This is a genomic window from Enterobacter sp. SORGH_AS_0287, assembly GCF_031453695.1.
Lineage (GTDB): Bacteria > Pseudomonadota > Gammaproteobacteria > Enterobacterales > Enterobacteriaceae > Enterobacter > Enterobacter ludwigii.
This window is the reverse complement of the sequence record NZ_JAVIZW010000001.1, coordinates 2,293,738-2,308,209: the sequence shown is the minus strand read 5'-3', so window position 1 is coordinate 2,308,209 and position 14,472 is coordinate 2,293,738. Positions and strand designations below refer to the sequence as shown.

The window sequence follows — 14,472 nt, the reverse complement described above, 5'->3', positions numbered from 1 at the left end:
AACCTTTCTAAATAAAGTTGAAGAGGACGAGCATGATGGTGCATTCATCTGCATGCGACTGTGAGGCCAGTTTGTGCGAGACCCTGCGTGGGTTTTCTGCCCAGCATCCTGACAGCGTGATCTATCAGACATCGCTAATGAGCGCCCTGTTAAGCGGCGTGTACGAGGGGGATACCACTATCGCCGATCTGCTTGCGCACGGCGATTTTGGTCTGGGTACGTTCAACGAGCTGGATGGCGAAATGATTGCCTTCAGCAGCCAGGTGTATCAGCTGCGCGCCGACGGGAGTGCCCGTGCCGCGAAGCCGGAGCAAAAAACACCGTTTGCGGTGATGACCTGGTTCCAGCCGCAGTATCGCAAAACCTTCGATGCGCCGGTCAGCCGTCAGCAGATCCACGACGTGATCGACCAGCAAATCCCCTCCGATAACCTGTTCTGTGCGTTACGTATCGACGGTAATTTCCGCCACGCCCACACCCGTACCGTTCCACGTCAGAAGCCGCCATACCGTGCGATGACCGACGTGCTGGACGACCAGCCGGTGTTCCGCTTTAACCAGCGAGAAGGGGTACTGGTCGGGTTCCGCACGCCGCAGCATATGCAGGGCATTAACGTCGCGGGATATCACGAACATTTTATCACCGACGATCGTCAGGGCGGCGGGCATCTGCTCGACTACCAGCTGGAGAGCGGCGTGCTGACCTTCGGTGAAATTCACAAACTGATGATCGACCTGCCTGCCGACAGCGCATTTTTACAGGCCAACCTTCACCCCAGCAACCTTGATGCTGCAATCCGTTCCGTCGAAAACTAACAGGAGAACCACCGTGAACAGTGATAAACAGGCACGTCAGTGGGCGCATGGCGCCGATATGGTCGTAGGCCAGCTGGAAGCGCAGGGCGTGAAGCAGGTTTTCGGTATTCCGGGTGCAAAAATCGACAAAGTGTTTGATTCCTTGCTCGATTCCTCCATCGAAATCATTCCCGTGCGCCACGAAGCGAACGCGGCGTTTATGGCCGCAGCGGTAGGGCGCCTCACCGGCAAGGCCGGTGTTGCGCTGGTCACCTCCGGACCGGGCTGCTCAAACCTGATCACCGGGATTGCCACCGCCAACAGTGAGGGTGACCCGGTGGTCGCGCTGGGCGGTGCCGTGAAGCGGGCAGATAAAGCGAAGCTGGTGCATCAGAGCATGGACACGGTCGCCATGTTCAGCCCGGTGACGAAATACGCCGTAGAGGTGAGTTCACCGGATGCGATTGCCGAAGTGGTCTCGAACGCGTTTCGCGCTGCCGAGCACGGCAGGCCTGGGGGCGCGTTCGTCAGCCTGCCGCAGGATATTGTCGACCAGCCCGCCACGGGCGCGATTTTGCCGGGCAGCAGTACTGCCAAAATGGGGCCAGCACCGGAATCCGCCATTAACGACGTGGCGAAGCTTATCGAAAAAGCCAAAAATCCGGTCATTTTACTGGGCCTGATGGCCAGCCAGCCTGCCAACAGCGCCGCGCTGCGTAAGCTGCTGGAGAAAAGCCGCATCCCGGTCACCAGTACCTATCAGGCGGCCGGGGCGGTGAATCAGGAACATTTCACCCGCTTTGCCGGACGTGTCGGCCTCTTTAACAACCAGGCAGGCGACAGATTGCTGCATCTGGCGGATCTGATTATCTGCATCGGTTACAGCCCAGTGGAATACGAACCGTCCATGTGGAACAGCGGCGACGCCACGCTGGTGCATATCGATGTGCTGCCCGCCTATGAAGAACGCAATTATGTGCCTGACCTCGAGCTGGTGGGGGACATCGCCGAAACGCTGAACCTGCTCGCCAGCCGGATCGCCCACAAGCTGGAGCTCAGCGCGCGTGCGTCAGAAATCCTGGTCGATCGTCAGCATCAACGGGATCTGCTCGATCGCCGTGGCGCCTCGCTTAATCAGTTTGCCCTGCATCCGCTGCGCATCGTGCGGGCCATGCAGGACATCGTCAATAACGACGTTACGCTCACCGTTGATATGGGGAGCTTTCACATCTGGATCGCCCGCTATCTCTATAGCTTCCGCGCACGTCAGGTCATGATCTCTAACGGTCAGCAGACCATGGGCGTTGCACTGCCGTGGGCGATTGGTGCGTGGCTGGTCAATCCTGGTCGCAAGGTGGTCTCGGTGTCCGGTGACGGCGGCTTCCTGCAGTCGAGCATGGAGCTGGAAACCGCCGTGCGTCTCAACGCCAATGTGCTGCACATCATCTGGGTAGACAACGCCTACAACATGGTGGCGATCCAGGAAGAGAAAAAATACCAGCGCCTTTCCGGCGTAGAGTTCGGCCCGGTCGATTTCAAAGTCTATGCCGATGCCTTTGGGGCGAAAGGCTTTGCCGTCGAGAGCGCGGATGCGCTGGAGCCTACGCTGCGTGCTGCAATGGATGTCGATGGCCCGGCTGTGGTCGCCATTCCCGTCGACTATAGCGATAACCCGCTGCTGATGGGCCAGCTCCATCTCAGCCAGATTTTGTGAATCAATATAAGGACAGAGAAATGCAAAAAGTTGCTCTCGTAACAGGCTCAGGCCAGGGGATTGGTAAAGCGATTGCGCTTCGCCTGGTGAAAGACGGTTTTGCCGTCGCCATCGCGGATTACAACGAAGAGACGGCAAAAGCCGTTGCCGATGAGATCACTCGTAATGGGGGGAAGGCCGTCGCCGTGAAGGTGGATGTCTCCAGCCGCGAGCAGGTGTTTGCAGCGGTGGAAAAAGCCCGCACTGCGCTGGGCGGTTTCAACGTGATCGTCAACAATGCCGGGATCGCGCCTTCCACGCCAATTGAGTCGATCACCCCGGAAATTGTCGACAAAGTTTACAACATCAACGTCAAAGGGGTTATCTGGGGTATCCAGGCTGCCATTGACGCCTTCCGTAAAGAAGGGCACGGCGGCAAGATCATCAACGCCTGTTCCCAGGCAGGCCATACCGGGAACCCTGAACTGGCGGTCTACAGTTCCAGTAAGTTTGCGGTACGCGGGTTAACCCAGACGGCGGCACGTGATCTTGCGCCATTAGGGATCACCGTTAACGCTTACTGCCCGGGCATCGTCAAAACGCCGATGTGGGCGGAAATTGACCGCCAGGTCTCCGAAGCAGCGGGTAAACCGCTCGGCTACGGTACTGAAACGTTTGCCAAACGCATTACGCTTGGCAGATTGTCCGAACCCGAAGATGTGGCCGCCTGCGTCTCTTATCTCGCCGGGCCAGATTCCGACTACATGACCGGTCAGTCCTTGTTGATTGACGGTGGTATGGTGTTCAACTAAATACTAATAAGCTCTGACATGAGTTTTCCCCTGCCCCCGTGCAGGGGCTTTTTTTTGTCTCCTCAGCCATTGTGGATTACACTGCGCGCTGCAAAACTTTAGTCTTAGAGATCTGACAGGCGGTAACAGCGATGAACGGTACAATCACAACGTGGTTTAAAGATAAAGGCTTTGGATTTATCAAAGATGAAAACGGTGACAACCGCTATTTTCATGTGATTAAGGTCGCCAACCCTGATCTGATTAAGAAAGACGCAGCGGTGACCTTCGAGCCCACAACCAACAACAAAGGCCTTTCCGCCTATGCGGTGAAGGTGATCCCGGAAAGCAAACACCTCTATATCGCAGGCGAGCGCGTGAAGCTCACCTCGATCAAATCGTTTGTGGTGTTCAGCGAAGAAGAGCCAGCAGATACCGGCATCGATAAAGAGAACGCGGTACTGTCCGTGGGGCTGCTGATGAACAACATCAAACCCAAGTCTGACAAAAAACCGGGTGAAATGCGCACGGTGAAGAAGCTGGCTATCACCACCTTCCAGAATACGACGATGATCTTCACGGAAGATGAGATCGACATCGACGCTACGGTGAAGCTGCTGAAATAATGCTTTGCCGGGTAGGGCGACGTCTTACCCGGCGTACCTCTGTCATCCTGGCGTGCAAACGCCACTCCCTCCCGTTTTCCCCAGCAGGCAATACGCCGCGTCTCTTTTCGTCCGCTTTTTAACCTGCTATAACAAAACCCTTATCCTTCCGGGAGTCAACGCCGTGCCCGAGCTTAATCAACATGGTCAAACTGTTAACGATATCGTCCCCGACTGGAAATGCGCCCGTGCGTTAACCCGCACTCCGCTCGTCGGTCAGTATTGTCGTCTGGAGCCGCTGGATGCCGAACGCCACGCCGCGGATTTGTATGAGGCCTATGCGCTGGGGGACGACAGCGACTGGACGTGGCTTGTCAGCACCCAGCCCGTGAGCGTTGAAGACACCGCGGAATGGGTCCTTGGCAAAGTACTGGATGATGAACTGGTGCCGTACGCCGTCATCGATTTACGTACCGGGCAAGCGGTGGGGCTGGTGAGCTATATGGCAATAGAGCGCATGCAAGGGTCGGTGGAGATCGGCCACGTCACCTGGTCACGCAAGATGAAAGGCTCCCGCCTCGGCACGGAAACCGTATGGCTGTTGCTCAGGAATGCATTCGAGCATGGCTATCGTCGGCTGGAGTGGAAGTGCGATTCAATGAACACTGCCTCGCGTAATGCGGCGGAAAGGCTGGGGTTTGTCTGGGAAGGCCGGCTGCGTCAGAAGCTGGTGCGCAAAGGGCGCAACCGCGACAGCGACATGCTGTCAATCATTGATGGCGAATGGCCACAGCGGGATGCCGAACTCCGCGCCTGGCTGGCTGAAGCGAATTTTGACGGGGAAGGGCGGCAGCGTAAAAAGCTGGAGGCGTTTCGTCTGTAAAATATGCCCCTCACCCGTTGGGAGAGGGGCTGCTTAGCAAACTGCGTTACAGGCGAACCGGTGCACCGTTGGCGACATAATATGCCGCGGTACTCTTCGCCAGCGGCTCGCGTCCGCGAATGGCATCGGCAATTTTCTCGCCAATCATGATGGTGGTGGCGTTCAGGTTGCCGGTGATGATCTGCGGCATAATGGACGCATCCACCACGCGCAATCCTTCCAGCCCATGAACGCGACCTTCGCCGTCGACCACGGCCATTTCGTCATACCCCATCTTACAGGTGCCGCACGGGTGGAAGGCGGTTTCAGCGTGGTTACGCACAAACTCGTCCAGCTGTTCGTCGGTCTGGCACTCAATGCCCGGGCTGATTTCCCGTCCACGGTATTTATCCAGCGCCGGCTGGTGCATGATCTCACGGGTGATGCGGATAGCATCGCGAAACTCCTGCCAGTCCTGTTCGTGGGACATATAGTTGAACAGGATCGCCGGATGCTGATGCGGATCGCGTGATTTAATCCGTACATGCCCGCGGCTTGGTGAGCGCATGGAGCCAACGTGGCACTGGAAACCGTGCTCTTTGACCGCGTTCGACCCGTTGTAGTTAATGGCGACCGGCAGGAAGTGGTACTGAATATTCGGCCATTCAAACTCTTCGCGGCTGCGGATAAACCCACCGGCTTCAAAGTGGTTGCTCGCTCCCACGCCGGTGCCGCCAAACAGCCACTCCGCGCCAATCTTCGGCTGGTTCCACCACTGCAGGGCAGGGTAGAGAGAGACCGGCTCTTTGCACTCGTACTGCAGGTACATCTCTAAGTGATCCTGCAGGTTTTCACCCACACCCGGGAGGTCATGTACCAGCGGGATGTCAAACTGCTTCAGCAGTTCCGCGTTACCCACGCCGGAGCGCTGCAGGATCTGCGGAGAGGCAATCGCCCCGGCGCACAGCAGCACCTCTTTGCTGGCCGTCGCTTTTGACGGAATCGTGCTCTCGCCTTCCAGCCACTCGACGCCTGTCGCGCGTTTGCCGTCAAAAATAATGTGATCGGTCATGGCATGGGTGCGAATGGTCAGGTTCGGGCGTGATTTCGCCTGATCCAGATAGCCGCGTGCGGTACTGGCGCGACGGCCCTGCGGCGTCACGGTTCTGTCCATCGGGCCGAAGCCTTCCTGCTGATAGCCGTTAAGGTCGTCAGTACGCGGGTAGCCCGCCTGCACACCGGCTTCTACCATCGCTTCAAACAGCGGGTTTACGCCGGGTTTAGAGGTGGTCACGCTCACCGGGCCGTCGCCGCCGTGGTAGTCGTTTGGCCCCACGTCACGGGTCTCTGCCTTACGGTAGTAGGGTAGGCAGTTGAGATAGCTCCAGTGTTCCAGACCCGGCTCAGTTGCCCAGTTGTCCAGATCCATCGCGTTACCGCGGATGTAGCACATACCGTTGATCAGGGATGAGCCGCCCAGCCCTTTGCCGCGACCGCACTCCATACGGCGGTTGTTCATGTGCGGCTCGGGCTCGGTTTCATACGCCCAGTTGTAACGCTTGCCCTGCAAGGGAAACGCCAGCGCGGCAGGCATCTGGGTGCGGAAGTCAAAACGGTAATCCGGGCCGCCCGCTTCTAGCAGCAGAACGGTGGTATTGGGATCTTCCGTCAGTCGTGTTGCCAGTACGTTGCCGGCAGAGCCGGCACCAATAATGATGTAGTCAAATTGCAAAAAAACCTCCCGGTTAAAATATGGACTGGAATTTACCCATCTCAACCTGGATGGACTTCACCTGGGTATAACTCTGGAGCGTCATTACGCCGTTCTCGCGGCCAATGCCGGAGTGTTTGTAGCCACCAACCGGCATCTCTGCCGCGGATTCACCCCAGGTGTTGATCCAGCAGATACCCGCTTCAAGCTGGTGGATCGCGCTGTGCGCGCGGTTCAGGTCGGCAGTCACGATGCCCGCCGCCAGACCGTAATCGGTGTCGTTGGCGCGACGAATCACCTCTTTGTCGGTTTCGTACGTGAGGATGGACATCACCGGCCCGAAGATCTCTTCGCGCACGATGGTCATCTCATCGGTGCAGTCGGTGAACACGGTGGGAGCCACCCACGCGCCGTTGTCAAAGCCTTCGCCTTTCAGCACATCGCCACCGCACAGCACACGCGCGCCTTCCTCTTTGCCTTTGGCGATATAGCGCAGCACGTTTTCGCGGTGCGGGAAGCTCACCAGTGGGCCAAAGTTGGTGCGTTCGTCGAACAGATCGCCCGCGCGAATACGTGCCACGCGGTCAACAATTTTCTGCTCAAACGCTGCTTTGAATTTCGCCGGCACGAACACGCGGGTGCCGTTGGTGCATACCTGGCCGGAACTGAAGAAGTTGGCCATCATGGCGATGTCCGCCGCGAGATCCAGGTCGGCATCGTCGAAAATAACCAGCGGGGATTTCCCGCCCAACTCCATCGTCACCTCTTTCAGGGACGAGGCCGCCGAATTGGCCATCACTTTTTTGCCGCTGGCAACGCCGCCGGTGAAGGAGACTTTGGCGATGCCCGGGTGCTCGGTCAGGAACTGGCCGGTTTCTGCGCCCACGCCCGGCAGAACGTTAAACACGCCGTCCGGCAGACCCGCTTCGGTGTAGATTTCGGCAAGCTTCAGGGCGGTGAGGGGCGTCACTTCGCTCGGTTTGAAGATCATCGCGTTACCTGCGGCCAGCGCTGGCGCGGATTTCCACAGGGCGATCTGGATCGGGTAGTTCCACGCGCCAATGCCCGCGACCACGCCCAGCGGTTCACGACGGGTATAGACAAATGAGGTATCGCGCAGGGGGATCTGGCTGCCTTCCAGCGCCGGGATCAGCCCTGCGTAGTACTCCAGCACGTCCGCGCCGGTGACGATATCAACGGTGCTGGTTTCTGAGTACGCTTTGCCGGTGTCGAGGGTTTCCAGCTTCGCCAGCTCGTCGTTACGCTCACGAAGAATGTCTACCGCACGGCGCAGAATGCGCGAGCGCTCCATGGCGGTCATTGCCCCCCAGATTTTTTGCCCGCGCTGCGCGCTTTCTACGGCGCGATCGACATCCTCGCGTCCGGCGGCCTGAACGGTCGCCAGGACTTCACCGTTGGCCGGGTTGATGGTCTCGAAGGTGCTACCGCTGGTGGCCGATGTATAACCACCATTGATATAAAGCTGCTGTTCTGCCATTCGGGACATAAATTCTCCTCGGTTAATCGGTCGGTAAATGCTGGCTAATAAAGTGGCTGGTGAGCGACTGGGCCAGGGTTTTATCCAGCGGTTTGCCACTCAGCGCGGCGCGCAGCCACAGCCCGTCAATCAGCGCCGCGAGCCCGTAACCCGCCTCCTGCGCCTGTTCGCGCGGCAGCTCGCGGCGGAACTCATACACCAGGTTCGACAGCAGACGGCGGCTGCTCACCTGCTGCAGACGGTAGAGCATTGGCTGATGCATGCTGCTCGCCCAGAAGGCCAGCCAGGCTTTCATTGCCGCGCCGCTGATCTGGGTTTCATCAAAATTGCCGCCGACAATCGCCTGCAGACGCTGCTCAGCGCTGCCGTGCGGTAAGGCATGCAAACGGTTCAATACCGCGTCGCGCAGCTGGCCGGTGATGTCGCGCATGGTCGCTTCCAGCAGGCCATTTTTGTCCTTGAAATAGTGACTGATGATCCCCGTGGAAACGCCCGCCCGACGGGCGATCTGCGCGATGGTCGCGTCATGCATTCCCACTTCATTTATTGCTTCCAGCGTGGCGTCGATCAGTTGCCTGCGCCGGATTGGCTGCATCCCCACTTTGGGCATTTTTGCCACTCCATTCATCAGCGTTGGTTAACCATTAAAGCGGTTTTTGATTGGACGTTCAATATAAAATGTGTCTTAATTGTTGCGGTTTTGGATTTCAATAGTTACAAAAACAGTGGGGATACTGGATGACAGATCTTTCGCAAGACAGAGAAAAGGACAAAATCAATCCGGTTGTTTTTTATACATCCGCAGGACTGATTTTGTTGTTTTCCCTGATGACGATCTTCTTTAGCGATTTTTCTGCCGAGTGGATTGGGCGCACCCTGAACTGGGTGTCGAAGACCTTCGGCTGGTACTACTTGCTGGCGGCGACGCTCTATATCGTCTTCGTCGTCTGCATCGCCTGCTCGCGCTTTGGCTCGGTAAAGCTCGGGCCGGAACAGTCAAAACCCGAGTTCAGCCTGCTGAGCTGGGCCGCGATGCTGTTTGCCGCGGGCATTGGTATTGACCTGATGTTCTTCTCCGTGGCGGAACCGGTCACGCAATATATGCAGCCACCGGAAGGGGCGGGGCAGACGATGGAGGCCGCGCGACAGGCGATGGTCTGGACATTGTTCCACTACGGCTTAACCGGCTGGTCGATGTATGCCCTGATGGGGATGGCGCTCGGATACTTTAGCTATCGTTATAATTTACCCCTCACGATCCGCTCCGCGCTCTATCCGATTTTCGGTAAAAAAATTAACGGACCGATTGGACACACCGTGGATATTGCGGCGGTGATTGGCACCATCTTTGGGATCGCCACCACGCTCGGTATCGGCGTGGTGCAGCTCAACTACGGTCTGAGCGTGCTGTTTGATATCCCGGATTCCATGGCGGCCAAAGCGGCGCTGATCGCGCTGTCGGTGATTATCGCCACCATTTCGGTTACCTCCGGCGTGGACAAGGGCATTCGCGTGCTTTCTGAGCTGAACGTCGCGCTGGCGCTGGGGTTGATCCTGTTCGTGCTGTTTATGGGCGATACGTCATTCCTGCTCAATGCCTTAGTACTGAACGTGGGTGATTACGTGAACCGCTTTATGGGTATGACGCTGAACAGCTTCGCCTTCGATCGCCCGGTCGAGTGGATGAACAACTGGACGCTGTTCTTCTGGGCGTGGTGGGTCGCGTGGTCGCCGTTTGTTGGCCTGTTCCTGGCGCGTATTTCGCGTGGACGTACCATTCGTCAGTTTGTGATGGGCACGCTGATTATCCCGTTCACCTTTACGCTGCTGTGGCTGTCGGTGTTCGGCAACAGCGCGCTGCACGAGATCATTCACGGCAATGCGACGTTTGCGCAGGAAGCGATGGTGCATCCGGAGCGGGGGTTCTACAGCCTGCTGGCGCAGTATCCGGCGTTTACCTTTAGCGCCTCTGTTGCGACCATTACCGGCCTGCTGTTTTACGTCACCTCGGCGGATTCCGGCGCGCTGGTGCTGGGGAACTTTACCTCGAAGCTCAAGGACATTAACAGCGATGCTCCTAACTGGCTGCGCATCTTCTGGTCTGTCGCCATTGGCCTGCTGACCCTGGGTATGCTGATGACCAACGGTATTTCTGCCCTGCAGAACACCACGGTGATCATGGGTCTGCCGTTCAGTTTCGTGATCTTCTTCGTGATGGCCGGGTTGTATAAATCTCTCAAGGTGGAAGATTACCGCCGCGTCAGCGCCAGCCGCGACACCGCGCCACGCCCGATGGGTGCGCAGGACAGACTGAGCTGGAAAAAGCGGTTGTCACGCCTGATGAACTATCCGGGCACGCGCTACACCAAACAGATGATGGAAACGGTCTGCTTCCCGGCGATGGAAGAGGTGGCGCAGGAGCTGAAGCTGCGTGGTGCGTATGTTGAACTGAAAAACCTGCCGCCGGACGACGGTGAGACCCTGGGACACCTGGACCTGCTGGTGCATATGGGCGACGAACAAAACTTTGTCTACCAGATTTGGCCACAGCAGTATTCGGTGCCCGGGTTTACCTATCGCGCACGCAGTGGGAAATCAACGTATTACCGCCTTGAGACGTTCCTGCTGGAAGGGAGCCAGGGGAATGACCTGATGGATTACAGTAAGGAACAGGTAATTACGGACATACTGGATCAGTATGAGCGGCACCTGAACTTTATTCACCTCCATCGCGAGGCGCCGGGGAATAGCGTGATGTTCCCGGATGTTTGAGCACTGAATTGAAGTAAAACCGCGGGGCCAGTTCTGGCCCCGTTCTACGACTGCTTATCCTTTACGACTCAGTAGCACTGCTATTTGCCCATTCTTTTTTTATATTTATCTGCCTTATCTGTTTTTATCAGTCTTTCCTTAAGCACAAATGCATTAATTCAAAAAGCGATTTACGATAATACTGCTGGTTTTTATAAGGAGATAAAAATGACGATCCCAGCTTACGTGTGGCTTAAAGGCGATGGCGGTGTTGATATTAACGGTTCTCCTGCGGAGCAATAACGGTGACCCGATGAGGACTTTCACCGGTTTTTTCCTTTTTTGCGTACAAATAGTATTTTGGTTTTTTGTTTGCGGCCTGATATGGGCAGCCTTTTTTCCTCTGGACAACGTTCAACGTCTGGCAAACGTGTTTAGTATTTACGGCATAGAGGGTGTGCATGATTTTGCTTCGATTCTTGTTCTGTCCGTCTCGTCCATCGGTGCCACTGGGATAACAGTCATTTGCATGAGGCTTTTGTTCAGTAAGACGTAACACCCTGCCTTATCTGCGCTGCACCTGGGGCAAGGATTGAAAAGACTGCAGTCTGGCGTATTGTTCAACGCCGTGATGATGACTTGCGCGAAGCGGCGGGAAAAGGCGGAAGCAGTATGATCTGCGTGTTGCCGTCACGCAGCCAAAACAGCGTGAAGGCATCATCTTGCGAAAACCCCGCCAGCGGGCGGGTCAGCGCCAGCGTCAGGGTGTTCTCGTCGAGCGCCGTGACGCGGGCACAATCAAAGCCCATCATCGCGTTAACCTGTGAAAACAGCGCCTTAAAGAGGCTCTCTTTGGCGCTAAACGTCAGCGTCAGCGCCTGCGCAAATGGCAGGCCGGTGTGGCGCAGCAGCGTGTCCTCTGCGGGGCCAATAATCCCGTCTTTGATCTCCACCGCTTCGTCATCAGCGAGGATAATTTCCCCGTCGATACCCGTTAGCCCGTGCGGCGTTACAACGGCCAGCGCACGACTGGCCGTATGGCTGATGCTGCCCGTCATGCCGTCAGGCCACAGCGGTTCGCCGCTGCTGCCGATAGCCGGTATGGCCGTAAAGCCATATTCCTGCAGGGCGTGGGCGGCGGCGAGGCGTCCGGCCAGGTGTTCAGCTTTACGTTTGGGGACAGCGTGAGCAAGCGCGTTGTGGTGAGGAAGCCAGAGGAGGTCGGCGTCGGTAAAGGTGGTGGGATCGAAGGTAATTTGGTGGACCGTGGTTCCGGCAAGACGAAATGTGGAGTGGGTGGTACGCATGTTTTCTCGTCCTGACGTTGAGGAATAGTGCGGCCTGATGCCTTCACCCCGATCCTCTCCTGCCGGGAGAGGAAGACATTCAGCCCCTCTCCCGGCAGGAGAGGGGGAGACACAGCCTGTCTTAGAAGTGCGTGTTCACGCTCATAAACCAGGTTCGGCCCGGCTCATTATAGGTGTATGCACCCGCGCCGTACATATACGCACCGGTTGTGGCGTTGCCGGTGGTCTGGGCATTACCTGCGCGCCACTGGCGTTTATCAAAGACGTTATCCACGCCGCCGGTCAGGCTGACGTTTTTGGTCACGTCCCAGGTCGCACTCAGGCCAACGATGCTGTACGGGCTGACTTCGTCTTTCTCAGACCCGGTCACCGGCTGGCCTTTGTAGTTGTACTTCTTCGGCTGCTGCTTGCCGTACCAGGTGAAGGTCGACTGCAGCGACACATCCTGATGTACCTGCCAGCTCAGGGTTGAGTTCAGCGTGTACTCCGGGATGATCGACAGACGGTCGCCGGTCTCCTTGTTCTTACTTTGCAGCATATAGGTGATGTTGTTGGTCCAGTTGATCGTGTCGCTGACCGGCACGTTCAGGGAGCCTTCCAGACCTTCAACCACCGCTTTAGGCACATTTTCCCACTGGTAAATATCGGTGGTCACTTTACTGGTGGAGGTCTGGCCGACTGGCGCATACCCCGCTTCAATCTTGTTGCGGTAGTCGTTACGGAACCAGGTCACGCCCGCCAGCCAGCCGTCGTGTTTCCACTCCAGACCAATCTCTTTGTTAATGCTGGTTTCGGCTTTCAGGTCGTCGTTACCCATCATGTAGCAACCCACTCCGTCGGAACTGGCGTAGCAGCCCTGGCCTTTGCTGTACAACAGATAGTTCGGGTTGGTCTGGTACAGGCTCGGCGCTTTATAGGCGCGGGCGATACCCATTTTCAGCGTAAAGTCGTCACCCAGGCCTTGCGACAGGTTCAGGGACGGGCTCCAGTTGTTACCGACGATCGTGTGGTGATCGAAGCGCAGCGCCGGGGTCAGCATGGTGCTGTCCGTCAGCTCCATGTTGTTTTCGGCGAACAGGGAGAAGATCTCCGCCGAGGTATACGGGCTACGATCGTTGCTGAGCCCCGGAATGGTCCCGCCCTGCTGGGTTTGCGAGAAGGAGGTCGAGTCCTTCATGCGCTGCTGGTTCCACTCGGTGCCCAGCGTCAGGTTCTGGTTGACGAGGAAATCAATCGGCAGGTTGATTTCGCTGTGCAGCATCACATCAGCCAGGTCGGTGTCGGTGAATTTATTGCTGTTGAACAATCCTTCTGTACCGCCCGCCAGACCTTCGCCGAGACGCGAATTGCGGGTGTGTTCGTACTGCGCCCAGTTGCTGGTGGTGATGCCATTATCCCAGCCGCCGTTCCAGGTCACCGCAAAGTTCTGGCGATAGATACGATTAGTCTCTTTGCCGTAGTTTTTCTTCACCAGACCGCTGGAGCTGTTGTCGTTGTTGGTGTTCTGGGTATCACCCGCGTAGAGGTTGTTCTGGCGGCTATAGCCCGCTTCAAACTCCAGGGACTGCATGGGCGCGAAGTCCCAGCGGACCACGCCGTTAATGTCTTTGTTCTCGACCCCTTCACGGCCTGCAGGCAGGGTGTCGGCATAGGTACCAGTACGATCGGACTGGTGACCCTGGTTGATGTCCCACGCATCGGCCTGAGTTTTGTCGAGGTTACCAAACATGCGAAAGCTGAAGTCGCCGCCCAGCGGGCCGCTCAGGCTGAAGTTGGTGCGCTTAGTGGAACCCTCATCCTTATGTTCTGGAGCATTCAGATAGGTGTTCCAGGAGCCATGCCACTGGTTGTCGAATTTTTTGGTGATGATGTTCACCACGCCGCCTGCCGCACCGTTACCGTAGCGAGCTGCGGCCGGGCCACGAATGACCTCAATGCGTTCAATCATCTCTGGCGGTACCCAGCCGGTGTCACCGCGGGTATCTCGCTCGCCGCGCCAGCCCAGACGGATGGAGTTACGGCTGGTGACCGGCTTGCCGTCAATCAGGATCAGGGTGTTTTCCGGACCCATACCACGAATATCAATCTGACGGTTATTGCCGCGCTGTCCGCTGGTGGAGTTCCCGGTCAGGTTAACGCCAGGCATGGTGCGAATGATTTCGGCCACGTCACGTGCGGGCGGGTTTTTACGGATTTCATCGGCGGTGATGGTCGATACCCCTGGTGCCTGCAGGTTCTGCTCTGCGGCGGTGATCACCATGGTGTCTTCGTGCTGCGCGTTGGCGGTGTTGTCGTCTGCCAGCGCTGGCATCGCAACGCCGTAAATCCCTAAGTTGACCAGCAAGGCCAGGGAGTGAATCTTCTTATTCATTGTACGTCCTGCTTTTCGCGCCGCATCCCCGGGCTCCATTCCCGAAAGGGAGAGGAGGCGGCATGGTGTCACCCGCAGTTTGCGTAAGC

Annotated in this window: 12 protein-coding genes; 7 read left to right on the top strand and 5 right to left on the bottom strand. The window is 57.2% G+C overall.

Annotated features, from left to right (window positions below):
• Positions 1-35: 35 nt before the first annotated feature.
• The 5 genes from budA to QE396_RS10965 all read left to right on the top strand — a co-directional run bounded on the left by budA (position 36) and on the right by QE396_RS10965 (position 4,766).
• Positions 36-815 (top strand): acetolactate decarboxylase, encoded by a 780-nt coding sequence (gene budA / locus QE396_RS10985; RefSeq protein WP_025204708.1) that lies wholly within the window; start codon positions 36-38, stop codon positions 813-815.
• Between the two features lie 13 nt (positions 816-828).
• On the top strand, positions 829-2,508 hold the full coding sequence (alsS, locus tag QE396_RS10980) for an acetolactate synthase AlsS (protein WP_020885041.1): 1,680 nt from the start codon (positions 829-831) through the stop codon (positions 2,506-2,508).
• A gap of 20 nt (positions 2,509-2,528) precedes the next feature.
• Positions 2,529-3,299: a (S)-acetoin forming diacetyl reductase gene (locus tag QE396_RS10975; RefSeq protein WP_020885040.1), complete on the top strand. Its 771-nt coding sequence runs from the start codon at positions 2,529-2,531 to the stop codon at positions 3,297-3,299.
• Between the two features lie 131 nt (positions 3,300-3,430).
• Positions 3,431-3,904: a cold-shock protein gene (locus QE396_RS10970; RefSeq protein ID WP_014169053.1), complete on the top strand. Its 474-nt coding sequence runs from the start codon at positions 3,431-3,433 to the stop codon at positions 3,902-3,904.
• A gap of 163 nt (positions 3,905-4,067) precedes the next feature.
• Positions 4,068-4,766 (top strand): GNAT family N-acetyltransferase, encoded by a 699-nt coding sequence (locus QE396_RS10965; RefSeq protein ID WP_014169054.1) that lies wholly within the window; start codon positions 4,068-4,070, stop codon positions 4,764-4,766.
• A gap of 46 nt (positions 4,767-4,812) precedes the next feature.
• On the opposite strand, the gene betA is transcribed toward QE396_RS10965, so the two are convergent.
• Genes betA through betI form a run of 3 tightly spaced genes read right to left on the bottom strand, consistent with a single transcriptional unit; the run spans position 4,813 to position 8,564 of the window.
• Positions 4,813-6,477 carry a choline dehydrogenase gene (gene betA / locus QE396_RS10960; RefSeq protein ID WP_020885039.1) on the bottom strand — a complete coding sequence of 555 codons (1,665 nt, stop codon included), beginning with the start codon at positions 6,475-6,477 and terminating at the stop codon, positions 4,813-4,815.
• A 13-nt stretch (positions 6,478-6,490) separates the two neighbouring features.
• Positions 6,491-7,963, bottom strand: coding sequence for a betaine-aldehyde dehydrogenase (betB, locus tag QE396_RS10955; RefSeq protein WP_020885038.1), 1,473 nt, complete (start codon positions 7,961-7,963; stop codon positions 6,491-6,493).
• 13 nt (positions 7,964-7,976) lie between these two features.
• Entirely contained in the window at positions 7,977-8,564 is a 588-nt protein-coding gene (betI, locus tag QE396_RS10950; RefSeq protein WP_020885037.1) for a transcriptional regulator BetI, read from the bottom strand.
• A gap of 128 nt (positions 8,565-8,692) precedes the next feature.
• Here betI and betT point away from each other — a divergent pair, with 128 nt between their 5' ends.
• The gene (betT, locus tag QE396_RS10945) at positions 8,693-10,726 is read left to right on the top strand and encodes a choline BCCT transporter BetT (RefSeq protein WP_014169058.1); all 2,034 of its coding nucleotides are present in this window, start codon (positions 8,693-8,695) and stop codon (positions 10,724-10,726) included.
• A gap of 84 nt (positions 10,727-10,810) precedes the next feature.
• The gene (locus QE396_RS10940) at positions 10,811-11,008 is read left to right on the top strand and encodes a hypothetical protein (protein WP_127353203.1); all 198 of its coding nucleotides are present in this window, start codon (positions 10,811-10,813) and stop codon (positions 11,006-11,008) included.
• Between the two features lie 317 nt (positions 11,009-11,325).
• Here QE396_RS10940 and entD read toward each other — a convergent pair whose 3' ends face one another.
• Complete coding sequence (entD, locus tag QE396_RS10935; protein WP_020885036.1) at positions 11,326-12,012, bottom strand: enterobactin synthase subunit EntD; 687 nt, start codon at positions 12,010-12,012, stop codon at positions 11,326-11,328.
• A gap of 121 nt (positions 12,013-12,133) precedes the next feature.
• On the bottom strand, positions 12,134-14,383 hold the full coding sequence (locus tag QE396_RS10930; RefSeq protein ID WP_020885035.1) for a TonB-dependent siderophore receptor: 2,250 nt from the start codon (positions 14,381-14,383) through the stop codon (positions 12,134-12,136).
• Positions 14,384-14,472: the final 89 nt, after the last annotated feature.